Below are 23,324 nucleotides of genomic sequence, written 5' to 3'. Positions count from 1 at the left end.
CGTCCCTAAATTCCTTGAAAGGAAGTAGGATGAATGATTGAGAGAAGCATTGCCCAGTTAGCAGAGATGATAACGGTTGAAAACGACATTACAGAGATTCAGGATGTCTTATTTAAGAATGTTTGTATTGACTCTAGAAAGATCGAAGCAGGGAATTTATTTATTCCTTTTAAGGGGGAGCATGTAGACGGTCATAAGTTTGTCAGAGGAGCAATTGAAAACGGTGCAGCAGCTTCGTTTTGGGAAAAGGACGTTCCTAATCCTCCAACAGACCTTCCAATTATCATTGTGGAGGATTCACTAAATGCTCTTCAACAATTGGCAACTTCGTACCGGAAACAGTTAGGACTAAAAGTAGTCGGCATCACTGGAAGCAACGGTAAAACAACAACTAAAGACATGACAGCCAATCTACTGTCATTAAAATATCGTGTCCAAAAAACGGAAGGTAATTATAATAGCCATATCGGTCTGCCGCTCACCATTCTTGCATTAGAACCAACTACGGAAGTAGCAGTCCTTGAAATGGGTATGAGTGGGTTCGGTGAAATCGAAGAATTATCGAATATTGCGCTTCCAGACGCAGCAATCATCACCAATATCGGTGAATCCCACCTTCAGGACTTAGGTTCAAGGGAAGGTATAGCCCAAGCTAAACTAGAAATTACCAAAGGTCTTAAGAAGAACGGTCTTCTAGTCTATTTTGGCGAAGAGCCACTTATTCAAGACCAACTCGGTAACGATTTTTCATTTAAAACGAAAACTTTTGGGAAGACGGCACAAAACGACCTTTATCCAACAAAGGTCCAGTCGACACCAAATGGAAGTTTATTTTATACAAATCAATCAACAGAAATTGCTTTTTCCCTGCCTGTTCTCGGACAGCATAATATTTTAAATGCCCTTGCTGCTATGCTTATAGCAGATGAATTTAAAGTTGCTTATGAAGAAATGCCAGAGGCTCTAAAAAAATTAAAGCTAACTGCGATGAGAATGGAGCTTATAGAAGGAGAAAATGGTGAAAAAATCATCAACGATGCATACAACGCGAGCCCAACATCAGTAAGGGCGGCAATTGAACTTGTGTCAACATTAGAAGGCTTCAACAAAAAAATTCTGATCCTTGGTGATATGCTTGAACTTGGTAAAGAGGAGGAAACTTTCCATTATGAAGTAGGGAAGGATATCCCTACTTCAACCATCGATTATGTTTTCACCTTTGGAAACTTAGCCTCCCATATCGCAAAGGGTGCTGCAGAAAATCTAGGAACAGAGAGAGTCACATCTTTTGAAAATAAAGAAAAATTGGCAAAGCAAGTAAAGTCAATTGTGGAAAGCGATGATTTAATTCTTGTAAAAGGCTCTAGAGGGATGAAATTAGAGGAAGTGATAGAATACTTAAAGAGTAGTTCATAATAAGCAAGCATGCTTTTTAAAACGAAAACTTATAGTGCCGATTTGACTCAAATAAAATAAGGACTGTCCAAGACCAAAATGTCAGGAACCCCGACTTCCATATATAGAAGAAGAACCTGTAAGAATTTTTCTTTATATGGACAATCGCAGTGGTTCCTGACCCTTATGGGACAGCCCGAATTAATTCTTTTAACCATTCTTCTAAAGAGCGAATGATCCTTTCCGCTTCAGAGAAACAGGGGGCAATTTCTTTATTCGTTAACCATATTGTCTTAAGTCCAACTCTCTTCGCAGCCACAATATCATTCTCATAATGATCTCCAACATACACACATTCCTTAGGCGTCAGGCCTAGCACCTGTGTAGCCTTTTCAAACAAAAAGGGATCTGGTTTCTTTATCCCTTCATATTCAGAAATTAATATTACATCAAAAAAGTCTCTGATTTTTAAAGAATCAATGGTTGCATCCTGAAAGGCCCCTTTTCCATTTGTAATCATTCCAAGTTTAAAACCTTGATTCTTCAAGAAAGTCAATAATTCCGACGCACCCTTCATTTCTTGAGAATGCTGTGCGAAATGATCAACATAATCAGCCAATAATTGCTCTCCCGTCACTTCAAGTGAGAACTCCTCAACAAGCTTTTCGTAGACAATATCCTTCCAAACATAACCACCTTTTTCATGAACGAAAAACCGTTCTTTAAAAGCTTCAACATCCAGACTAGGGTGGTCCCGAAGTAACCAATCCGATTGATACTTTAAAAAATTCTGTACAGAAGCATCGCGATCATGTAAAGTTCGGTCCAAATCAAATAAAATAGCTTTCAATTTCCCTCCAACTTTCTGATTTGAAATTAGCCCATTTACGAAACAAGGTTTGTAGTTCCATGTTAAACGAGAAAATAAACGCCCACACCAATAAATGTCATAATAATCGGGGTAAAATGGATTAGGAGAATCGTTGAAGTGTGATCTGCAATATCTTCTATTGGATTTATAACAGGTGATGCAAGATAATCAATGAAGAAATCCATTTTTCGCTTTTTTAGCTGGAATTCAGGAATATTTACACGGTCTTCTTCAACCAGTTTTTTAATTTTTCCATCTGGATGCTTCATACTAGTCGTCCTCCTTTTCAATCATACTTTTTAACGTTTTTATTCCATGGTGTAGACGGGACTTAACTGTACCAAGTGGAAGGTTTAAAACCTCAGCGATATCTTTTTGTGTCATGTCATCAAAGTAGTGCAAAATAATAATGGCCCTTTGTTTTTCTGGTAGCTGCATTAATAGCTGGCGCAAACTAAGATGTTCATCATCAAATTCAGAAGGCTTTCTCTCAAAAAGTAAGAAGGGAAGAAGTTTCCTCCATTTCGTTCGTCGATTTAATTTTGTTATCATCAAATTATACCCAATTTGATATAAATACGTTTTTATATTACTTTTTTCTGGTGCAAAAGAAACCTTATTCTGTTGTAATTTTACAAAAGCATCTTGTACTAGGTCTATACTTAACTGTTCATCTCGACAATACCTAAATAAAAACTCGTAAAGCGGACCCTTTAAATAGACATAAAGGTGTTCCAAAGCTTCCTCGTCACCCTTCTGATATCGAAGCATTAGGGATTGGAGGTGATCATTATTCATGCATTTTAAGCTCCTTAATCCCTTTTAAAATTTGTGAAATTCGAATGATAAAATATAAAAATCCAACAAATGTCCATGTTTGAGCCTGATTGGAAGTGAATTGAACGAAGGAGTTTGTAAAATCCTCGCCATTAGCGATCAGAAAAAACAAAGTTAAGGTATTCAAAGTCGCATAAATGGCAACGGCTATTGAAACATAGTCAAAACGATTCCACTGAAAAATAATCTCTGATTTTTTATAATCAATTTTACATTTCTCATTTCTTACGATGTATTTCTTTTGCATTGGAATTAATATCGATAAAATAATCGTAATCAACACAGGAGTAATAATCAATGATAGTAGAGATCCAGTATCCATAATAAATCCATCCTTTTGTAATGTTATTTTACCTCTTATACTGTTATCCCTTTGGAAAGGTTCATTTTATTTTTGTAATGTGGAAACTAACCGAAAATTGAATTTAACTCGAGGAAGGTTAATGAGGTTAATAATTGGAAAATTTTTACCCTATGAGGTCGAGCTGCTCGCCCGGCATTTATACATCTTATTCCTGGATTTTCGGATTATGGTGATAGGAGCTTCCAATTAATAGATTTCTCAGAAAAGATGATTAAACGAGGGTGAAAAGTCTCTTGATCGAAGCACTTTTGATCCTGTTTAAAAATGGGTTCATTATGTGAGGCGGTATAGTATATAAATCCTAAACAATTGTGGGAAGCTATAGAAGGGATGTTGTTTTGTATGAAGGGATCTTTTAAAATTTACTGAATTCCTTTTCAAAGAAATCCCTTGTAAGAAAAAAAGGATTTTTATTTTCTGAAGCGGAGCATTTCATTTGCCATAATGATGATCGAGAAGAATTGTTCGAAAATGGGTTGCGTTTTCTAAAACAAGAATAGCGCGACAATTTCTGATACAATTGAAATCTTCCTATATTAGTGTTAAGATTGTTTCTAACATCGTTCACATTTTGTGCAAAAGCTCTTCGACAGAAGAGTGTCTTTTTTTTGGTAGGGTTATGCCCTAAATTGCCGATAAGGATAACGCGGCTTTACTATATAACTTAACCCTCGGTATGAAGAAGAGAGAATTGGAACATCCTGTATTTTGAAGCGTGATATATAAAGGTTGTTTGAAATTTTCTTCTGTTTTTAGCCGGGTTTTCTTTATAAAAATGTCGAATATGTCAATAAAATAAACGTTTTAATGTTTAGAAGGAGAATGAGAAACATTGACAAAGTTTTCAGATTTAGAATTAAGTCCTTCTACGCTTAAATCCATTAAGCGTATGGGATTTGAAGAAGCAACGCCTATTCAAGCAGGAACAATTCCTGTTAGTTTAGAAGGTAAGGATGTTATTGGTCAAGCACAAACGGGTACAGGTAAAACAACTGCATTTGGAATTCCAATGGTTGAGAAAATCAACGTTAAAGAACCGAATGTTCAAGGTCTTATTATTGCTCCAACACGTGAATTAGCGATTCAAGTATCTGAAGAGCTTTACAAAGTCGGATATGATAAGCATGTCCGTGTACTTTCTGTCTATGGTGGACAAGACATTCAACGCCAAATTAGAGCAATGAAAAAAGGTCCACACATTATTGTGGGAACACCTGGTAGACTATTGGATCATATTAACCGTCGCACATTAAAGCTTCAAAATGTACAAACACTTGTACTGGATGAAGCAGATGAAATGTTGAACATGGGCTTTATTGAAGATATTGAGTCCATTCTGAAAAATGTACCGGAAAATCGCCAAACTCTGTTATTTTCTGCAACAATGCCTGGGCCAATCAGAAAAATTGCTGAGAATTTCATGACTGACCCTGAAACGGTTAGTGTGAAATCGAAAGAAATGACTGTCCCACACATTGAGCAGTATTTTGTAAAAGCCCATGAAAAAGAAAAATTTGATGTTCTTTCAAGATTATTGGATGTTCAATCACCCGAATTAGCGATCGTTTTTGGACGCACAAAACGTCGTGTTGATGAACTAGCTAGAGCATTAAATATTCGTGGTTATTTAGCAGAGGGCATTCACGGAGACCTAAGCCAAGCTAGACGTATGAGCGTACTTCGCAAATTTAAAGAAGGTCGAATTGATGTCTTAGTGGCAACAGATGTTGCTGCACGTGGATTAGACATTTCTGGGGTTACTCACGTTTATAATTTCGATATTCCTCAAGATCCAGAAAGCTACGTTCACCGTATCGGACGTACTGGACGAGCAGGCAAAGAAGGTATGGCGATGACATTCGTAACGCCAAGAGAAATGAATTACCTTCGTATCGTTGAGCAAACAACGAAGAAGCGTATGACTCCAATGAAGCCGCCATCTCGTAATGAAGCACTCGAAGGACAACAACGTTTAGCGATGGAAAAAATCGTAGAAACAATCAAAAATAATGAGCTTCAAGATTACCAAGCAATGGCTAAGGAAATTATGGAAAGTCACACACCTGAACAAGTAGTAGCAGCTGCACTACGCATCCTGACAAAAGAGCCTGACAATACCCCTGTTGAAATTACAGAAGAACGCCCACTTCCACAAAAAAGAGGAAGAGATAAGCGTGATTTCCGTAGAGGAGATAAAAAAGGTGGCTCTTCAAGAGGAAGAAGCGGCAGAAGCTACAACTCTTCATCAAGAGGTAAACAACAACGCGGAAACCGCCGCACAAGAAAAGAATCTTAATGATTTAAGAGGCTAATCCATATGGGTTAGCCTCTTTTTTTATTAGTCCTGATAATGTAGAGAATCATGGAGTTCAAGATCAAAAATAGTGCGGATGGTGGTAAGAAAAGAGCTTAATGATACCATGAAAAATCGCAAAAGTGAGGATCATGGTAAGAAAAGAGCTCCACGATGCCATGAAAACAAGCAGAATCTAAAATGAAGGTAAGCAAAGAACTCAATGATGCCATAAAAATCTACTAAAGTAAAAATACGACCTTAAAAGCTTCGGAAACCTATCCTATTACAAATTATCATGGTTTTCTCCACAAAAACTGACCGCGCCAACATAATTTTGCCCTTACTCATAAATTTGAGCGTGAGTAATTATTAGATCCGCTTTATTGTCGGTCCTGAAGATGCTTGCTTTTCTTGTATGAAGTCTGTTGTCCATGACTATGCTATCATAAAGTATTCTTGTATGTTCGTCCGAATTCCTTGAAGATGAAACCAAAAGGACTACAGATTCGTATACAATAGAAAGGTATAGATAATATGTTAGTTTTTGGGAGGGGTAGGCGTGAATAGAGCACCCAATAGAAGGATCTCAGAACGTGCATTAACGGTCTGGAGATTATATGGAATGATTCATTCCGCAATTATTGGAATTTTAACGATTGCAAGCATTGTGTTAACGATTATATTTGATTGGCCTTATTGGGTTTCTTTAATAGCAGTAGTTTTTACGATTATTTATGCAATTTTGTTTATTCGAATCATTCCATACATTCGCTGGAAAAGATGGAGGTATGAAGTAAGAGAACAAGAAATTGAATTGCAGCACGGAGTCATTATTATTAAAAGAACTCTAGTTCCTATGGTCAGGGTACAACATGTCGATACTGTTCAGGGTCCGATCTTAAGAAAGTATAAGCTTGCGACGATTACCATTTCTACTGCTGCTACGACCCACGAGATTCCGGCACTTGATATGTATGAAGCAGATGAATTACGTGATTCAATTTCCTCATTAGCAAGGGTGGCGGAAGATGATGTCTGAGAAGAAGAAGCTTCATCCAATATCTGCGGTTGCTAGCTTTTTAAAACAATTAAAAGAATTAATTATTCCATTCATCTTCCTTATTTTTCTGAATCGCGGTGAATCTTCATCTGGAAATTTCTTTATTGATAATCTTCCTTTTTTTGCAATTGTCGTTACTCTTGTTTTTGTTCTGGCATTTGGGATCATTAAGTGGCTGCGTTTTACCTATTGGATAGAAAATGATGAACTTAGAATAGAATATGGTTTATGGGTTAAGAAAAAGAGATATATTCCCTTTGATCGAATTCAAAGCTTAAATTCAACGGAAAGCATCATTCATAGACCGTTTGGTTTGGTGAAAATAAAGGTAGAAACAGCAGGTGCTTCTGATAAATCACAAGCAGAAGCGGAATTAACCGCGATTTCTCTCGAGGATGCAAAAGAGCTTCAAGAGATTATTTATAATGCAAAAAAACAAAGGAATTCCGAAAAAGTAGGGAATTCATCTAAACTCGAACACGAAGATAAACAGCAGGAAGAAGTCATTTACCAGATGTCATTTAAAGACCTCATCCTCATGGCGGTAACCTCTGGTGGAATTGGTGTCGTAATAGGTGGTGCGATGCTATTTCTATCTCAGTTTAACGAAATTATTCCTTATGAGTTGGTTTTTAAAGAGCTAGAGGAATTTGTCAGAAGTGGCGTTCTTATTGTTAGTGTGGTGGTGCTCCTTGGATTACTGCTCGCCTATGGATTAGCGATCTTTGGTACTATACTTGTGAATGCTAACTTTACCGTGAAAAAAATAGACACAGATATCATTATTACAAGAGGTCTTCTTGAAAAGAAACAAACGACGATTCCTCTTAATCGAATTCAAGGAATTCGCATCCTTGAGAATTTAATCCGACAACCTCTTGGGTACGCCACCGTTCAAATTGAGAGTGCTGGGGGATCAGTGCTGGATAAGGACAGTACAGATATAAAACTTCTGCCAATGGTGAAAAAGAAAGAAATCGAGAATATTTTATCGACCATTTTACCTCAATATAATTTGGATTTAGATTATGAAACCGTACCAAAACGTGCTCTGAAAAGATATCTATTTAGACATTGTTTAGTCGTTCTCCCTGTTGTCATTGCCTTGCCGATTATTTTTTGGCCTATAGGATTGTATTCACTATTACTCTTAGTTCCGGCACTCTTGATAGGATATGGGAAATATCTAGCTGCGGGATGGAATATAAACGATCATCAATTGGCTGTTAGATATAGAAACATTGTGAAACATACCGTTTATATGAAAAAGAATCGTATTCAATCATTGGAGGTAACCGAGAGTTGGTTTCAGACTAAAAAAGACTTAGCGACTTTACGTGTAACAATAAAATCTGGAGTTGGCGGTGCAGTAGGGAAAGTCGTGGACTTAGAAACAGAAGCCATTAATGAAGTCTATCATTGGTATCAGCCAGATCATCATTCAACCGGTACGAGGATTCATTTCCATAAGGGTGATGACGGCCCCATAATGGATGAATTTTAAGAGTAAAGGGTTGACCTAATGATAGGGTCAACCCTTTGCTAATGATAAAGGAATTGAAATTCATTAATTTGTCCAAAAATGAGTCTGAATTGACTATTACGTCAACTAATTTGTCCGTTGCGGCCATTAATTTGTCCAAACTCTAATAGATATTGACCGTTCGACAAAATCTTATAATGTTCGTATTCGGATGTTACATATTGAGCGCCGATTAAATCTTAAAACGTCCTTTTTAACCGAGGTAATAAAACCCAGCCAATGGCTACCCCTGCTAGTAAACCGACGACATGTGCGGTAAGATTTATTCCTGATTGGACAAAGGTCATGATTAATCCGATAACAACGATCGGAAGGATGATTTGTTTATTTTGTCGAGTTAGCATATGTTTATGAAAGATGACCATGGCTAAGTAAAGACCGAATAACCCAAAGATAGCTCCTGAAGCCCCGACGTGACTATATGTTAATGGTTTAAATAAGTAGGTAGCAATATTGGCGATGATTCCCGTACCTAAATATACGGTTACAAACCAGAACTTACCTAAAAATCGTTCCAAAGCTGGACCAAATAATACTAATGAAAATGAGTTGAATAAGAAATGAGCAAATCCCATATGGACGAAAATGGGGGTAAAGAGTCGCCACCATTCACCGTTAAAAATATAAAGATTCACTCCCGCTAATTGTTCATATACCCATAAGTGAGGCACAAGTGGAAGAATAGTCATGCCGTATAAAACCAAATGTATAAAGACGATGATGGAAATGATAGGATAGAATCGAATGAATTGTGAGAAGCTTTCTGTTCGAACGAACAAATTTTTCCCCTCCTACACTATACTTAAGGCTGTTTTCGCAAAGATCGCTGCTTTTCAAACAAGAATAGAAACCCATAATGATGAAGGTTTCGGGGCATTTTTCATCAAAGCAATGGATGTTTTACTAATCTTGAATTATTTATCATATTTGACCAAGAACAACAAAGTTTACGAAAAGAGTCTTACTTAATGATTATTGTAACGATTTTAGAGTTGAATGGCACTCATTTTACCTCTTAGTACAGAAACATATGCTTGTATTTATATAAATAGAAGGAGATGAAATGAATATGATTAAAGGGATTGGTGTAGATATCGTAGAAATTGGAAGAATTAAAGCCCTTTCCAGTAAACAACCGAAATTTTTAGATAGAATTTTAACGGACAAGGAAAAGGATGAATACTTGTCGTTGCGTAGTGATAGAAGAGGAGAATTTCTTTCGGGGAGGTTTGCGGCAAAAGAAGCCTATGCGAAAGCAGAAGGAACTGGAATCGGTTCTCGTTTGTCTTTCTTGGATATCGAAATTATGAAGGATGCGATGGGGAAACCCTACATTATGAGGCCACAGATAGAAGGTGTACATTTATCTATTAGTCATAGTAAAGAGTATGCTGTGGCACAGGTTGTGATTGAAAAATAATCAAATGGCTTGTCATCTTTCATAGCATAATCCCCAAGGTTGTCTCATATATTCATAGTGCAATAGGAGAGACAAGGCTTGATCATTCTCTAATCACTTTCTGTCATCTTTTTTGTTAAAAGGACGGATGAATAAAGATAAGAAAGTTCATTGTGGGTGGCAAGCTTTCCCCTCTCTCATAACCGTATCAGAGACAAAAGGGGTTGAAAGAATGAGAGGAAAATTATTGATTTTATTAGCAGCCATGGTGACGGTTCTCGTCCTTACCGCATGTGGAGCAAAATCGCAAGAAGATGTTGTTAAAGATCTTAGCGCAAAAGTGGAAGATATCAAGGGGTATAAGGCGGATGCCAAAATGACCCTCCAAGTAGGCGAAGAGCCGCAAACATATGATGTTGAGGTTTGGCATAATGATCCCAATTATTATCGTGTTCATTTGAAAAATGAAGCCAGAGATCAAAGCCAAATGATTTTGAGAAATGAAGAAGGGGTTTTTGTTTTAACACCAGCCCTCAACAAAAGCTTTAAGTTTCAAAGTGAATGGCCATCTAACAGTAGTCAAGCGTATTTATTTGAATCCCTCGTAAAAGATATTAAGGAAGATAAGGAAGCTAAATTTAAAGAGACGAAAAACCATTATGTTTTCGAAACGAAAACAAGATACCAAAATAGCCAAATGCTTCCTACCCAAGAAATCAGCTTTAACAAAAAAGATTTAACACCTGCTTCAGTTAAAGTGATGGATGCGGACCGAAATGCCCTTGTAACGGTTGAGTTTTCGAAAATGGATACAAAAGCAAGCTTTGAGAAAAAAGATTTTGATATGAAGAAAAACATGACGGGAGCCCAATTAGAAGTCCCAGTTAATGCAAAGGTCAGTGATTCAGAGTTTACAGTACTGTATCCGACAACAGAAATTACGGGTACAGAACTAGTGGATGAAAAGGAGATTTTAACATCAACTGGTAAACGGGTTGTATTAACCTATGAGGGTGAAAAATCCTATACACTTGTACAAGAAAAGTCAGAGGTAATCCCAACGATGACCGTTTCAACAACGGTTAATGGAGACCTCGTAAACCTTGGATATACAATGGGGGCAATGACTGACCATTCCATCCGCTGGACTTTTGATGGAGTAGACTATATGCTTGCTTCACAAGATCTATCACCGGAAGAAATGATTTCCGTGGCCCAATCGGTTCAGGGTTCAATGAGTAAGTAATAAATAGTTCACAGAAAGACTGGATGCAAGGTAAGAAGCTTTGCAACAGTCTTTCTTTTTTTGTTCATATTTGTACTCGAGTGGGCATATTCATAATTTGGTGGTATGAGAAATTTAAGGAATGATAACCAACAATTCATTTACAGATTTCTCTATTAGTATTTGACAGTTTTCCATATTCGTTGAATAATCAAAGTTATCGTTCTCGTTTGAATGAGAGTCTTTAATTTTGGAAGTGATTAGATGGAAACTCAGACGCAATTTTATAGGGATACATGGGTTGAAATCAATTTAGATGACCTAAAGCATAATGTTACATCTATTAAAAAACATTTGCCTCAGGATGTTCATATGTTTGCAGTTGTAAAAGCCAATGCGTATGGGCATGGAGATATTCAAGTGGCCAAAACAGCACTTGAAAATGGTGCCCATGGACTCGCAGTAGCATTTTTGGATGAGGCATTAGCGTTAAGGCGTAACGGAATCGATGCTCCTATATTAGTTCTTGGAGCTACTAGACCTGAAAATGTTAAACTTGCTTGTGAGAATAAAATTTCACTTACTGTTTTTTATTATGATTGGTTAAAAGAAGCTAGAAAGTTTCTAAATGTAGATGATCTCCTGAACTTACATGTAAAATGTGACACAGGGATGGGGCGCATCGGTGTCAGGGAAGTGGAAGATTTAAAAATGATTGAGGAATATATCAACACTCAATCAAATTTTGTCTTCGAGGGATTATTCACCCATTTTGCGACAGCGGATGAACTCGATGAAAGCTACTATAGGAAGCAGCTGAAAACCTTTTTAGAGTTGAAGAATTCACTGGAAATTCCTCCTAAATATATTCACTCTGCCAATAGTGCAGCAACTTTAAGGTTTGCAGAGTCTCATTTTAATTCTGTAAGGGTAGGAATTTCAATGTATGGGCTCTCGCCATCAATAGAAATAAAAGATCGATTACCCTTTGAATTAAAACAAGTTTTCTCCTTACATTCACGTTTATCTCTGGTGAAAAAATTATCGGAAGGGGAAAAAGTCAGCTATGGAGCAACCTATGAAACGAGTCAAGAAGAATGGATTGGTACAATTCCAATTGGATATGCCGATGGGTGGTTAAGAAAGCTTCAGGGACAAGAAATTTTAGTGAATAATAAAAGAGCCCCGATTATCGGGAGGATTTGTATGGATCAATGTATGGTGAAACTCTCTGAAGAAATCCCATTAGGTGAAAAAGTTACATTGATTGGCAGTCAAGGAGAAGGATTTATTTCTATGGATGAAGTCGCAAAAAGGCTTGATACCATCAATTACGAAATTCCTTGTATTATATCAAATCGTGTTCCAAGAATTTATATTCAAAACGAAAAACCAATTGAAGTGTCGAATAAGCTTCTAGTATCTAGTGATTTTTTGAAAAATCATGTAGAATAGAAGATATATGCATAATTAAAGCACTTTTAAGCCTATAATAGAGAAAGAATTTACAATTTGTCTTTTATCTTGCCTAAATAGATGGTATGATAGGTATGGTATTTAAACGAAACGGTATTTGTAGTGATTTGTGGAGGTGTAGTTTGTGTCTGAAACCAGCGCAACAACAACAGAAATCTTAATTCGCTTACCGCAACAGCTCGTAACGGAACTAGACGGCTTTGCTGAACAAGAAAATGTGAATCGAAATGAGTTTATTTATCGTGCGACTAAAATGTATTTACGTGAACGCAAGAAACGCCAAATTCGTGAATCTATGAGACGCGGATATATGGAAATGGCTAAAATTAATTTGGCCATTGCTTCTGAGGCAATTCAAGCGGAATACGAGGCAGAGCACACAGTCGAACGATTAGTAAGCGGAGGCTAAACCTTTGATTGTTAAACGTGGTGACGTGTATTTTGCGGACCTATCTCCTGTTGTTGGTTCTGAACAAGGTGGTGTACGCCCAGTACTAGTCATTCAGAATGACATAGGAAATCGGTTTAGTCCCACTGTGATTGTGGCTGCTATCACAGCCCAAATCCAAAAAGCAAAACTGCCTACTCATGTTGAGATTGATGCAAAGCGATATGGCTTTGAACGAGATTCCGTTATCTTGCTCGAACAAATTAGAACGATTGATAAACAGCGCTTAACGGATAAAATTACCCATCTAGATGATGAAATGATGGAAAAAGTAGATGACGCTCTACAAATTAGTGTCGGACTTATACAGTTTTAAAAGAAACGCTCTTCCAATCCGAGGGGTGTTTTTTTGTTGTGTTTAAAAGCTTCTTTAAGACTTGGTAATGCTTGTCAGGCATGAGTGTTTAGACCCGGCAGGAGTCATAAGCCGAGTCAAATCATAAGGACCATGCTCGCTGATAAAACGAGGAAGTATAAAAGAAAAATGACACTCCGCTAGTTGTATGTGGTCGTGAAGCATACAATAGAAAAATGCCAACCTTAAAAAAAGTCTATAAGGTCATAAAAACTCGAAAAGTAAATGACGTCCTCAAAAGGTCCTCTGATCCCTATAAAACCTACAAAAGTAATAACATTATTTCTGTTTTTACGGTATCATGGATCTCTTTCATACCCTCATTTTCTCTATTCCGGTTTTTCATGGCGCCAAAGAGCTCTTTTCGTACCGTCTTTTTCTCTATTTCGGTTTTTCGTGGCACCATAGAGCTTTTTTTATACCGTCATTTTTCGCTTTCACGGTGTTCAGTTAGAATGGCGTTGCCAATGGAAGTGGCAACCTTGGCCATTCCCTCTCTAATCTAGCCATCTTCACTTTTCCTCACTAAATGACAAATTATACTATGAGCTTTATAATATTAATATACGGAATTTGGAAAGTAACATGGATGAAAAAGTTCATTAAGGTTGAGTGAGATTCAAAGAAGTATATGATTAATAGCATTAAAATAAAGTTACAACTTCAATTTAGGAAAATTAATAGAAAATGGATATGGTAGAATGGAGATGACTACATGTATAGTCAAGTGCAAGATTTCATACTGGAAAACAAGGCAGACCTTGTAGAAAAATGGAAAGAAAGGGTAAAGGCAGAAGCTGACGAAAAGGTTTTAGAGGTGATCTCTGAACAAGTTTTTTCCAAAACGAGTCATGACTTTGTTGATTTAATTATTTCAAATTTAGAAGATTCAGATGATTATTCTTCAAAATTAAAAGGATTTGCCGAGAAAGTTGTTCGTCTTGGGTGGCCGTTAGCTTTTGTAACGAGTGGGCTAAGAATTTTTGACCGAATAGTCTACGATGGTTTAATGGAAATAGGAACGATTAATAAAGAGAATTACGCAGACTTTGTACATAAACTCGATAAATGGATGTCTCCGATGCACAATGAAATCGTCAATGCCTATACCACTACATGGGATCGAACCGTTTCATTACAGAAAATTGCTTTACAGGAGCTTTCAGCATCACTAATTCCAGTTTTTGATAAGATTTCCGTCATGCCATTAGTTGGCACCATTGATACTGAAAGAGCTAAGCTGATTATGGAAAACTTACTAAGCGGTGTTGTAAACCACCGTGCTGAGGTAGTATTAATCGATATCACAGGAGTACCGGTTGTGGATACCATGGTGGCTCATCATATCATACAAGCAGCAGATGCGGTTCGGTTGGTAGGCGCAAAATGTATGTTAGTAGGAATCCGCCCGGAAATTGCCCAGACGATTGTGAATTTGGGAATTAACTTAAACCAATTCCATACCAATAGTACGTTAAGAAAAGGAATCGAACAAGCTCTAGAAATGACAAATCGTAAAATTGTTACTACGGAGGGGTCGATATGAGAATTCCGATTCTAAAGCTTCATGATTGTCTTTTAATTTCGATTCAGTGGGAATTAGATGATCAAACGGCGCTTCAATTTCAAGAAGATTTATTACACAAAATCCATGAAACAAGTGCTAGGGGGGTTGTTTTAGACATTACGTCTATTGACTTTATTGATTCCTTTATTGCAAAAGTTCTTGGAGATGTGATTAATATGTCCAGGTTGATGGGAGCTAAAGTGGTTATTACCGGAATACAGCCGGCAGTTGCTATCACTCTTATCGAACTGGGAATTCGTTTAGAAGATGTCCTAACCGCTATGGATTTAGAAAAAGGTTTGGAGAAATTACAACAGGAACTGGGGGACTAGTCTATGGAAATCCAATCCTGCGTAAAGATTACCAATGAATGGGACATCGTGGCAGCACGTCAACTAGGTCGTAATGTGGCACGTGAACTTGGGTTTGGGACTGTTGATCAGGCACGAATCACGACAGCTATCTCTGAACTTGCGAGAAACATCTATTTATATGCCGGTCATGGGCAAATTTGCATTGAAAAGCTATTTGAAAGTGGAAAAAAAGGTGTTCGAATCATTGCTTTAGATAATGGGCCAGGAATTAATGACATCCGCAAGGTAATGGAGGATGGATATTCCACATCTGGGGGATTAGGAGCCGGTTTGCCAGGAGTAAGGCGCTTAATGGATGAATTTAATGTCGAGTCTACCCCGGGAGATGGAACAGATATTCGTGCGATAAAGTGGATTCGCTAGGGGGAGAGCAATGAGTTTTAGAGAATTAATGGATCTTAAATATAAAGAAATTATTGAAACCTATTTAAAGCAACAAGATGAACAGGCACTTTATTTAGGACAGAAATTTAGCCGGAAGACAATCGAACATAACATATCCCCTGAAGAAATTATCAGTTTACATAGAAGTATCATCCAAGAGATGGAACCGAATCTCTCTGAGAAGATTCTTCACTCTTTTGACATCCTTCTTGAGGTGATGATTGGTTATGGCTTTGCTTATAGGGAGCATCAAAGCTTAAGATCTAAACAACAAGAATTGAATACGGAAATTGATATAGCCTCCAATATGCAGCAGACCTTGCTTGGTACAAGTATTCCTAATGTTGAATCACTTGATATCGGTGCTATCAGTGTACCCGCTAGAAAAATGAATGGAGACTATTATCATTTTGTACAGGATGATCAATCTTCCATTAGCGTTGCCATTGCAGATGTTATCGGAAAGGGAATACCGGCAGCATTATGCATGTCAATGATTAAATACGCGATGGATAGTCTTCCGGAGAATCGATCTTTTCCACATATGGTATTAGAAAGCTTAAATCGTGTTGTTGAACAAAATGTTGACCCGAGTATGTTCATTACAATGTTTTATGGTATGTTCGACACACAGAGAAATATTTTACACTATGCTTCAGCTGGACATGAGCCTGGTTTTTATTATCATGCTAAAGAAAAGCAATTTGAGGATTTGGATGCAAAAGGGCTTTTACTCGGTGTTGATAAAAAAGCAAAGTATAGACAATACGAAAAAAGAGTGGAAGTTGGAGACGCGATAATCTTGCTTTCTGACGGTGTAACAGAATGTCGAACAGATGAAGGTTTTATTGAAAGGGAAGACTTAATTGGATATATAGAAAAAAATATTCATCTACCTGCACAAGAAATTGTTACAAAAGTTTATAAGGAATTGGAGAAGCTGCAACATTTTCAACTAAGAGATGATTTTACACTCATTATTTTAAAAAGAGTTCATTAAATTTTATTGAAAAATGGAAATTAGTTTCGTGAGCTGTTCAAGTTGCTTCTGCTTTTCTATTCGTAACAACATTTTGCGAAAACAACTTTAACTTATGTTTACCATTATTGAAAGTAGGGTAAATGTACTGAAGTGATATCAAAATGAGGTGACGTAAATGAACATAAGTCTAGATATGAAAGATAATAATCAAGTAATCGATGTAAAGGTTAGTGGTGAAATAGATGCCTATACTGCTCCGCAACTACGCGAAGCCTTATCGTCTTCTGCTGAAGAAAAAGGGAAAACGATAAATGTTGATTTATCAGATGTTACCTATATGGATAGTACCGGTCTTGGAGTATTTGTAGGCCTATTTAAAACCGTGAATTCAAACGAAGGACAGTTATATTTATATGGGTTATCTGATCGGCTAAGACGCTTGTTTGATATTACGGGTCTTGGAGATATTATGAATATAAATTCTGGTGTAAAAGGTGGCGCTGAATGATGCAAGAATTTGATTACATCGAGATGAAGCTCCCTGCAAAACCTGAGTATGTTGGAGTGACTAGATTAACATTATCTGGTATAGCAAGTAGAGCAGGTTTTTCATATGATGCGATTGAAGATTTGAAGATTGCAACAAGTGAAGCAATTACGAATGCTGTTCAACATGCATATAAAGAAGAGACTGGTGAAGTGGTCGTTGGTTTCGCTTTATATGATAATCGTTTGGAAGTCATGGTTGCTGATAACGGGAAGAGCTTCGACTTTCAAAAAACTCGTGAAGAAGTAGGACCATATAATGCCGAAAATTCGGTAGAGTTCCTAAGGGAAGGTGGGTTAGGTCTTTACCTAATTGAGAGTCTTATGGATGAAGTAAAGGTTCATCATAAGGAGGGAGTAACGGTCTTTATGACCAAATTCCTAGAAGGAGAGCAGGTGGAGAGGGATGCCAAAACTATCTCAACCTAATCAAAATATGAAAGAACAAGTAAAGAGCTGGATAAAAGAATACCAAGAAAATAATGACGAAATAGCCCAGGATCATCTTGTTCATCACTATCGAAATTTAGTGGAATCTATTGCTCGCAAATACTCAAGAGGTAAATCTTATCATGAGGATATCGCACAGGTAGGAATGATAGGATTACTTGGTGCCATTCGCAGGTATGATGATTCTTATGGGAAAACGTTTGAAGCATTTGCTATTCCAACAATTGTAGGAGAGATTAAACGATTTCTTAGGGACAAAACATGGAGTGTCCATGTTCCAAGAAGGATAAAAGAACTGGGCCCAAAGATTAAATCTACTGTAGAAGAATTAACAAACCAGCTCGAGCGTTCACCTCGAGTCGAGGAAATTGCAGACCACTTAGAGGTAACAGAGGAAGAGGTCTTGGAAGCGATGGAAATGGGGAAAAGCTATCAAGCCCTATCTGTTGACCATTCCATTGAGGCTGATTCTGAAGGTAGTACGGTCACTCTTCTGGATATTGTTGGGGATGTAGATGGCGGTTATGAGAAGGTCGACCAAAGACTTGTACTTGAGAAGGTTTTACACGTCCTTTCTGAACGTGAAAAACTCATTATTCAATACACCTTTTTGGACAATCTCAGTCAAAAAGATGCTGGTGAGAAACTAGGGATCTCCCAGATGCATGTATCAAGACTTCAAAGGAGAGCTGTGGAGAAATTAAAGGATGCAATCCACTCCGAGCTTAACACGGAGAGCTTATAAGATGACGCACCTTTTAAAGAATCATATCGAAGTCTTTGCAAAACAAACCTCTAAAGACGGGAACAGATATAATGGAGATAGCTACTTCTTAACGGCTACTGAAGATTATTTTGTATGTGTTTTAGCTGACGGATTAGGCAGCGGGAAATTTGCGTATGAATCTTCAAACGCAGTGGCGGAAATGGTTGAAAAACATCACGATCAAGATGTAGATACACTAATGAGGTTTTGTAATGAAGCTCTTCTTCATAAAAGGGGTGCTGCTGTTGCCATTATTAAGGCGTACTTTAGGGCAGGAGAATTTGTCTATAGCTGCGTAGGGAATATTCGATTCTATCTATATTCACCAGATGGAAAAATGACTTATCCTCTTCCCGTAACCGGGTATCTTTCCGGGAGACCTCAATCATTCCGCACTCAACGCTTTTCATACCAAAGAAACTCAAAATTTTTAATCCACTCTGACGGCTTAAATATCACAAGCACAAAGTCTTTACTCCAATATAAGAAGTCCCTTACAGGAATCATGGATGAGATTAGTCAGCGTTTATCTGTGAAATCTGACGATACTACCTATATTGCAGGAAGCTTACTCTAAAGAGTAGGCTTCTTTATATTCAACCAATTCAATAGAGATAAGAAATAGGATAATCAGTTATGGTAAACTGAAATAGATTGTAAAGGATGGAGGTAATAAGGTGGTTCAGGTTCTAGAAAAAGATCATTTAATTCAACGAATTTCGAATGAGTTAGGACTAAATAAAAAACAAATTGTTAATGTTATTCAACTATTAGAAGAAGGAAATACTGTTCCGTTTATTGCGCGTTACCGTAAAGAATTAACTGGGGCGATGGATGAAGTTCAAATCCGTTCTATTATGGAGAATTGGACATATATTCAAAACCTCGAACAAAGAAAAACGGAGGTCCTCCGTTTAATAGAGGAACAAGGTAAATTAACAGAGGAATTAAAGACGAAAATAGTGAACGCTGATAAATTACAAACAGTAGAAGATCTCTATCGCCCATATAAACAAAAAAGAAGAACAAAAGCGACGGTTGCTAAGGAAAAGGGATTAGAGCCACTTGCAAACTGGATGTTGGGATTTCCTGTAGAAGGTAGCTTAGCGGAGGAAGCTCACCGATACCTTTCAGAGGAGAAGGAAGTTTCAACGATTGAAGAAGCTATTACTGGTGCACAGCATATTATTGCTGAAATTGTCGCAGACGATGCCATGTATAGAGAATGGATTCGCAACCAAACCTTCCGTAAAGGCATTCTTGAAACAAAGGTTAAGAATCAAGATCAAGATGAAAAAAATGTATATGAAATGTATTACGAATACAGCGAACCTGTGAATAAAATTGTTCCTCATAGAATTCTAGCGGTAAATCGTGGTGAGAAAGAAGAGATTATAAGAGTATCGATACAGCCTAACGAAGAGGAAATGATTAGATACTTAAATAAAAAGGTAATAAAAAATGAAAGATCGACAGTTGCCGGTGCTGTAAGTGAAGCGTTAGAAGATGGGTATAAAAGGCTTATTCAACCATCAATTGAAAGAGAAATTAGAAATGAACTAACGGTGACAGCCGAAGACCAAGCCATACATATATTCTCAGAAAACCTTAGAAAGCTATTACTAAGCCCCCCTTTAAAAGGCAAAATGGTGTTGGGTGTGGACCCTGCTTACCGAACGGGTTGTAAGCTGGCAGTGGTAGATGAGACGGGAAAAATGATGAACATTAATGTTATCTACCCGCATCCACCAAAAGCGAAGAAAGAAGAAGCGATTACAACTGTAAAAAACACGATTACAAAATACAATATTGAGATTGTTGCCATTGGAAATGGAACAGCTTCAAGGGAAACAGAACAATTTGTTGTTGATATATTAAAAGAGATTCCTACTGAAGTTTCTTATATTATTGTTAATGAAGCGGGAGCAAGTGTTTATTCAGCGTCAGATATTGCAAGAGAAGAGTTTCCAAATTTACAAGTCGAAGAAAGAAGTGCTGTGTCTATAGCAAGAAGGCTTCAAGACCCGCTGGCAGAATTAGTGAAAATTGATCCAAAATCAGTTGGAGTCGGTCAATACCAACATGATGTGTCACAAAAAAAGCTGAATGAGTCTCTAACCTTTGTTGTAGAAACGGTTGTAAACCAAGTGGGGGTAAATGCGAATACTGCCTCCTCTTCACTCCTTCAATATGTAGCGGGCATTTCCAAGACTGTTGCGAACAATATAGTGAATAAACGAGAAGAAGAAGGAAGATTCACATCTCGTCAACAACTCAAAGGGATCCCTCGCTTAGGAGCGAAAACGTATGAACAATGTATCGGTTTTCTAAGAATAGTCGACGGGGATGAACCATTAGACAGAACCCCGATTCATCCAGAGAATTATGATGCCGTTCGTAATCTTCTAAATCGAGTAGGATTAAATGCAAATGAACTTGGAAGCAACGAATTTAAAAACCGATTGGAAAATGTTAATCAAAAAGAACTTGCAGAGGAACTAAAGATTGGGGAACTAACTTTAAAAGACATCATGGACGCACTAGTTCGTCCTGGTCGGGATCCAAGGGATGAATTATCAAAACCTCTTCTTAAAACTGATGTACTGAAAATGGAGGACCTTAAACAAGGAATGGAGCTTCAAGGGACAGTTAGAAATGTAGTGGATTTTGGAGCATTCGTAGATATTGGAGTCAAACAAGACGGTCTTGTTCATATTTCAAAATTGAAAAAAGGGTTCGTGAAACATCCATTAGATGTGGTTTCAGTTGGCGATGTCGTATCCGTATGGGTAGAAGGAGTAGAAATTCAAAAGGGGAGAGTCTCCCTTACGATGTTAGCTCCTAAAGATCAATAAAATTTTTTAATCTAGTTAAAAAGCTAGTCGAAGTCACGAGACAAGCTGTCTGGAAAGGGAATTTTCTTTCTAGAGGCTTGTCTTCTTTTATTCCTGTTTCCCATAGGGCGTGGGAACAGGGAAAGTGGCTATAGTTGTTACCTTGATTGGAACTTCTCTATACCAGCTAGACATTCCACTTTTTCCTATGAACAGTGCTTCTTTCTATAGAAAAACCAACATTGGTTTAGTAATTTAATTTGGTAACGGTCCTTTTCTAAGTACGCCTTCCTCATTTGTTTTTGAAGCCAATTAGGCATGAATTCTCCTCCTTTTAATGGGTTATCACTACTATATGTTAAAATAGGTTGTCATGTTCGTAAGTAAGGAGGCTTTAATATTGGAGAACAACGAGTTGCAGTCCTTAGTGGAACGACTTTCCCTTCAATACTTCCATAAACCATTTCGGCATCAAGCATATTTTAATTTGCGTTTGAGAACAACAGGGGGGAGGTATCTGCTGAGGTCTCATAATATAGAAATTAACAAAAAGTATTTGGATGAATACGGAGAACAAGAGATCTCTGGAATTATTAAACATGAGTTATGTCACTATCATCTTCATTTAGAAGGGAAAGGTTATCAGCATCGAGACCGTGATTTCAAAGAACTATTAAATCGAGTAGGAGCACCTAGATTCTGTAGTCCATTAACTAAAACAACATCTAACAGGAAAGTAATTTATTACACCTGTCAATCATGTCAGTTACTCTTTAAGAGAAAGAAGAGGATCAATACAGCTAGGTATGTTTGTGGAAAATGTGGAGGGAAATTAAAAATAACTAAGGAAAATAAAAGTTAAAATACCTTAAAAGAATTTGAATAAAAACTCATTGACAAAGGGTCTAAAGGGTTATATAATTCTAAGAGTCGCAGCAAATACTGCGAAGATTTATCAACTGCTTCTAAATTATTCCGCAGTAGCTCAGTGGTAGAGCTATCGGCTGTTAACCGATCGGTCGCAGGTTCGAATCCTGCCTGCGGAGCCATTTTTTTGAGGAGAAGTACTCAAGTGGCTGAAGAGGCGCCCCTGCTAAGGGTGTAGGTCGTGTAAGCGGCGCGAGGGTTCAAATCCCTCCTTCTCCGCCATGTATGATCTTGAACATGGCCCGTTGGTCAAGCGGTTAAGACACCGCCCTTTCACGGCGGTAACACGGGTTCGAATCCCGTACGGGTCATAATGTTATTTTTTTAAAAAAAGTTATTGACTTCGACTTCTTGTGATGTTAATATAGAATCCTCGTCTTCAAAAACGAGTACAACATTGGGCTATAGCCAAGCGGTAAGGCAACGGACTTTGACTCCGTCATGCGTTGGTTCGAATCCAGCTAGCCCAGCCATTAATGAGCCATTAGCTCAGTTGGTAGAGCATCTGACTTTTAATCAGAGGGTCGAAGGTTCGAGTCCTTCATGGCTCACCATTTGTATTGAATACGCGGGTGTGGCGGAATTGGCAGACGCACCAGACTTAGGATCTGGCGCCGCAAGGCGTGGGGGTTCAAGTCCCTTCACCCGCATTTAATTTTTTAAAAAAAGTTGTTGACATAAATTAATATAAGATGTAACATAGTGAATGTCGCTTTTACGCGGTCGTGGCGGAATGGCAGACGCGCTAGGTTGAGGGCCTAGTGGGGGCAACCCCGTGGAGGTTCGACTCCTCTCGGCCGCACCAACCAAACATTAATTTATGCGCCCGTAGCTCAATTGGATAGAGCGTTTGACTACGGATCAAAAGGTTAGGGGTTCGACTCCTCTCGGGCGCGCCACTCCTAATCTAACTAGTGTGCGAAGCTGATACTGATTCGCTACTAACTCTAGCCATATCGGGAAGTAGCTCAGCTTGGTAGAGCACTTGGTTTGGGACCAAGGGGTCGCAGGTTCGAATCCTGTCTTCCCGACCAGTGAATTTAATATGCGGGTGTAGTTTAGTGGTAAAACCTCAGCCTTCCAAGCTGATGATGAGGGTTCGATTCCCTTCACCCGCTCCAATATTACCTTATTGAACCTTGAAAACTGAACAAGACAAAACGTCAACGTTAATTCTAAAAGATTTACAACGTAAGAACATGGTTCTTACACAAATGAGCAAGTC

25 protein-coding genes and 10 tRNA genes are annotated in these 23,324 nt (G+C 37.9%); 29 read left to right on the top strand and 6 right to left on the bottom strand.

Annotated elements, in window-relative coordinates; genetic code table 11:
- Positions 1-33: 33 nt before the first annotated feature.
- A complete protein-coding gene (locus tag JOC86_RS22460; RefSeq protein WP_205175389.1) occupies positions 34-1,416 on the top strand; it encodes a UDP-N-acetylmuramoyl-tripeptide--D-alanyl-D-alanine ligase in 1,383 nt (460 codons plus the stop codon).
- 163 nt (positions 1,417-1,579) lie between these two features.
- Here the strand turns inward: JOC86_RS22460 and JOC86_RS22455 are convergent, their stop codons facing one another.
- The 4 genes from JOC86_RS22455 to JOC86_RS22440 form a co-directional block, all read right to left on the bottom strand.
- Positions 1,580-2,245, bottom strand: coding sequence for an HAD family hydrolase (locus JOC86_RS22455; protein ID WP_205175387.1), 666 nt, complete (start codon positions 2,243-2,245; stop codon positions 1,580-1,582).
- Positions 2,246-2,307: 62 nt separating this feature from the next.
- Positions 2,308-2,535 carry a hypothetical protein gene (locus JOC86_RS22450; RefSeq protein ID WP_205175385.1) on the bottom strand — a complete coding sequence of 76 codons (228 nt, stop codon included), beginning with the start codon at positions 2,533-2,535 and terminating at the stop codon, positions 2,308-2,310.
- 1 nt (position 2,536) lies between these two features.
- Entirely contained in the window at positions 2,537-3,037 is a 501-nt protein-coding gene (locus JOC86_RS22445) for an RNA polymerase sigma factor (protein WP_205175649.1), read from the bottom strand.
- A 19-nt stretch (positions 3,038-3,056) separates the two neighbouring features.
- Positions 3,057-3,425, bottom strand: a complete 369-nt coding sequence (locus tag JOC86_RS22440; RefSeq protein WP_205175383.1) for a group-specific protein — start codon at positions 3,423-3,425, stop codon at positions 3,057-3,059.
- A gap of 874 nt (positions 3,426-4,299) precedes the next feature.
- Between JOC86_RS22440 and JOC86_RS22435 the strand changes: the two genes are divergently transcribed.
- The 3 genes from JOC86_RS22435 to JOC86_RS22425 all read left to right on the top strand — a co-directional run bounded on the left by JOC86_RS22435 (position 4,300) and on the right by JOC86_RS22425 (position 8,327).
- Positions 4,300-5,763 carry a degradosome RNA helicase CshA gene (locus JOC86_RS22435; RefSeq protein WP_205175382.1) on the top strand — a complete coding sequence of 488 codons (1,464 nt, stop codon included), beginning with the start codon at positions 4,300-4,302 and terminating at the stop codon, positions 5,761-5,763.
- 559 nt (positions 5,764-6,322) lie between these two features.
- Entirely contained in the window at positions 6,323-6,802 is a 480-nt protein-coding gene (locus tag JOC86_RS22430) for a PH domain-containing protein (RefSeq protein WP_338021807.1), read from the top strand.
- On the top strand, positions 6,795-8,327 hold the full coding sequence (locus JOC86_RS22425) for a PH domain-containing protein (protein ID WP_205175380.1): 1,533 nt from the start codon (positions 6,795-6,797) through the stop codon (positions 8,325-8,327). Before JOC86_RS22430 ends, JOC86_RS22425 begins: the two co-directional genes overlap by 8 nt.
- Positions 8,328-8,545: 218 nt before the next feature.
- On the opposite strand, the gene JOC86_RS22420 is transcribed toward JOC86_RS22425, so the two are convergent.
- Entirely contained in the window at positions 8,546-9,145 is a 600-nt protein-coding gene (locus tag JOC86_RS22420; RefSeq protein ID WP_205175371.1) for a rhomboid family intramembrane serine protease, read from the bottom strand.
- A gap of 290 nt (positions 9,146-9,435) precedes the next feature.
- On the opposite strand from JOC86_RS22420, the gene acpS reads away from it, so the two are divergent.
- The 14 genes from acpS (at position 9,436) to JOC86_RS22350 (ending at position 21,193) form a co-directional block, all read left to right on the top strand.
- Positions 9,436-9,786: a holo-ACP synthase gene (gene acpS, locus JOC86_RS22415; RefSeq protein WP_205175638.1), complete on the top strand. Its 351-nt coding sequence runs from the start codon at positions 9,436-9,438 to the stop codon at positions 9,784-9,786.
- 211 nt (positions 9,787-9,997) lie between these two features.
- Positions 9,998-11,011, top strand: coding sequence for a LolA family protein (locus JOC86_RS22410; protein ID WP_205175369.1), 1,014 nt, complete (start codon positions 9,998-10,000; stop codon positions 11,009-11,011).
- Between the two features lie 243 nt (positions 11,012-11,254).
- Positions 11,255-12,445: an alanine racemase gene (gene alr, locus JOC86_RS22405; protein ID WP_205175367.1), complete on the top strand. Its 1,191-nt coding sequence runs from the start codon at positions 11,255-11,257 to the stop codon at positions 12,443-12,445.
- A 145-nt stretch (positions 12,446-12,590) separates the two neighbouring features.
- Complete coding sequence (locus tag JOC86_RS22400; protein WP_205175365.1) at positions 12,591-12,875, top strand: YlcI/YnfO family protein; 285 nt, start codon at positions 12,591-12,593, stop codon at positions 12,873-12,875.
- A 4-nt stretch (positions 12,876-12,879) separates the two neighbouring features.
- Positions 12,880-13,230 (top strand): type II toxin-antitoxin system endoribonuclease NdoA, encoded by a 351-nt coding sequence (gene ndoA, locus JOC86_RS22395; protein ID WP_006838214.1) that lies wholly within the window; start codon positions 12,880-12,882, stop codon positions 13,228-13,230.
- A gap of 754 nt (positions 13,231-13,984) precedes the next feature.
- Positions 13,985-14,815, top strand: a complete 831-nt coding sequence (locus JOC86_RS22390) for an RsbT co-antagonist protein RsbRA (protein WP_205175363.1) — start codon at positions 13,985-13,987, stop codon at positions 14,813-14,815.
- Positions 14,812-15,168 (top strand): STAS domain-containing protein, encoded by a 357-nt coding sequence (locus JOC86_RS22385; RefSeq protein WP_205175361.1) that lies wholly within the window; start codon positions 14,812-14,814, stop codon positions 15,166-15,168. The genes JOC86_RS22390 and JOC86_RS22385 overlap by 4 nt, the downstream gene beginning before the upstream one ends.
- 3 nt (positions 15,169-15,171) lie before the next feature.
- Positions 15,172-15,573: an anti-sigma regulatory factor gene (locus tag JOC86_RS22380; protein WP_205175359.1), complete on the top strand. Its 402-nt coding sequence runs from the start codon at positions 15,172-15,174 to the stop codon at positions 15,571-15,573.
- A 10-nt stretch (positions 15,574-15,583) separates the two neighbouring features.
- Positions 15,584-16,594, top strand: a complete 1,011-nt coding sequence (locus tag JOC86_RS22375) for a PP2C family protein-serine/threonine phosphatase (RefSeq protein WP_205175357.1) — start codon at positions 15,584-15,586, stop codon at positions 16,592-16,594.
- A gap of 157 nt (positions 16,595-16,751) precedes the next feature.
- Positions 16,752-17,084 carry an anti-sigma factor antagonist gene (locus JOC86_RS22370; protein ID WP_205175355.1) on the top strand — a complete coding sequence of 111 codons (333 nt, stop codon included), beginning with the start codon at positions 16,752-16,754 and terminating at the stop codon, positions 17,082-17,084.
- Positions 17,084-17,551, top strand: a complete 468-nt coding sequence (rsbW, locus tag JOC86_RS22365; protein ID WP_472925697.1) for an anti-sigma B factor RsbW — start codon at positions 17,084-17,086, stop codon at positions 17,549-17,551. Before JOC86_RS22370 ends, rsbW begins: the two co-directional genes overlap by 1 nt.
- Positions 17,529-18,317 (top strand): RNA polymerase sigma factor SigB, encoded by a 789-nt coding sequence (gene sigB, locus JOC86_RS22360; RefSeq protein WP_205175351.1) that lies wholly within the window; start codon positions 17,529-17,531, stop codon positions 18,315-18,317. Before rsbW ends, sigB begins: the two co-directional genes overlap by 23 nt.
- A gap of 1 nt (position 18,318) precedes the next feature.
- Positions 18,319-18,915: a PP2C family serine/threonine-protein phosphatase gene (locus JOC86_RS22355; protein ID WP_205175350.1), complete on the top strand. Its 597-nt coding sequence runs from the start codon at positions 18,319-18,321 to the stop codon at positions 18,913-18,915.
- 100 nt (positions 18,916-19,015) lie between these two features.
- Positions 19,016-21,193 carry a Tex-like N-terminal domain-containing protein gene (locus tag JOC86_RS22350; RefSeq protein WP_205175349.1) on the top strand — a complete coding sequence of 726 codons (2,178 nt, stop codon included), beginning with the start codon at positions 19,016-19,018 and terminating at the stop codon, positions 21,191-21,193.
- A 185-nt stretch (positions 21,194-21,378) separates the two neighbouring features.
- Here the strand turns inward: JOC86_RS22350 and cmpA are convergent, their stop codons facing one another.
- Positions 21,379-21,492, bottom strand: coding sequence for a cortex morphogenetic protein CmpA (gene cmpA / locus JOC86_RS22345; protein ID WP_205175348.1), 114 nt, complete (start codon positions 21,490-21,492; stop codon positions 21,379-21,381).
- 80 nt (positions 21,493-21,572) lie between these two features.
- On the opposite strand from cmpA, the gene JOC86_RS22340 reads away from it, so the two are divergent.
- From JOC86_RS22340 to JOC86_RS22290, 11 genes are all read left to right on the top strand, one after another.
- Positions 21,573-22,034, top strand: coding sequence for a SprT family protein (locus JOC86_RS22340; RefSeq protein WP_205175347.1), 462 nt, complete (start codon positions 21,573-21,575; stop codon positions 22,032-22,034).
- Positions 22,035-22,146: 112 nt separating this feature from the next.
- Positions 22,147-22,221, top strand: a tRNA-Asn gene (locus JOC86_RS22335).
- Between the two features lie 9 nt (positions 22,222-22,230).
- A tRNA-Ser gene (locus tag JOC86_RS22330) sits at positions 22,231-22,321 on the top strand.
- A gap of 17 nt (positions 22,322-22,338) precedes the next feature.
- Positions 22,339-22,410, top strand: a tRNA-Glu gene (locus JOC86_RS22325).
- An 87-nt stretch (positions 22,411-22,497) separates the two neighbouring features.
- Positions 22,498-22,572 (top strand) — tRNA-Gln (locus JOC86_RS22320).
- A gap of 5 nt (positions 22,573-22,577) precedes the next feature.
- Positions 22,578-22,653 (top strand) — tRNA-Lys (locus tag JOC86_RS22315).
- 14 nt (positions 22,654-22,667) lie between these two features.
- Positions 22,668-22,749, top strand: a tRNA-Leu gene (locus JOC86_RS22310).
- 69 nt (positions 22,750-22,818) lie between these two features.
- Positions 22,819-22,904 (top strand) — tRNA-Leu (locus JOC86_RS22305).
- A gap of 17 nt (positions 22,905-22,921) precedes the next feature.
- Positions 22,922-22,998: transfer RNA gene (locus JOC86_RS22300), tRNA-Arg, on the top strand.
- A 58-nt stretch (positions 22,999-23,056) separates the two neighbouring features.
- Positions 23,057-23,133, top strand: a tRNA-Pro gene (locus JOC86_RS22295).
- Positions 23,134-23,146: 13 nt separating this feature from the next.
- A tRNA-Gly gene (locus JOC86_RS22290) sits at positions 23,147-23,220 on the top strand.
- Positions 23,221-23,324: the final 104 nt, after the last annotated feature.

The organism is Rossellomorea pakistanensis (genome assembly GCF_016908495.1).
GTDB classification, from domain to species: Bacteria; Bacillota; Bacilli; order Bacillales; family Bacillaceae_B; genus Rossellomorea; species Rossellomorea pakistanensis.
Note: the sequence above shows the minus strand (reverse complement) of the source record. Positions and strands in the feature narration are given on the sequence as shown.